This is a genomic window from Sodalis-like endosymbiont of Proechinophthirus fluctus (genome assembly GCF_001602625.1).
Taxonomy (GTDB): domain Bacteria; phylum Pseudomonadota; class Gammaproteobacteria; order Enterobacterales; family Enterobacteriaceae.
On the sequence record NZ_LECR01000077.1, the window covers coordinates 8,657 to 9,017 of the forward strand.

Genomic DNA, 361 nt, shown 5'->3' on the forward strand with positions numbered 1-361 from the left:
GTAGCACAGTTTACTACGGTGATGGATGACGATTTTAATACCCCGGAAGCCTATTCTGTTCTGTTTGATATCGCCCGCGAGGTGAACCGCCTGAAAAGCGAGCAACCGGCGGCGGTGCAGGGTATGGCCGCGACGTTACGCCGGTTGGCCGGTGTGCTGGGTTTGCTTGAGCAGGATCCCGACGCTTTCCTGCAGCAGGGTGCCAGCGGCAACGTGGATGAGAATGCCGAGATAGTCGAGTTAATTCAGCAGCGAAATGACGCGCGCAAAGCCCAACAGTGGGCGCTGGCGGATGAAACGCGGGATAAACTTACTGCACTTGGCATCGTGCTGGAAGACGGCCCCCAGGGCACGACCTGGC

At 58.4% G+C, this 361-nt stretch carries 1 protein-coding gene; it reads left to right on the plus strand.

The features are described 5' to 3' along the window. Positions 1 to 361, plus strand: a 361-nt coding sequence (locus tag BG74_RS17825) for a DALR domain-containing protein (protein ID WP_439895709.1), incomplete at both ends; no start/stop codon positions are given.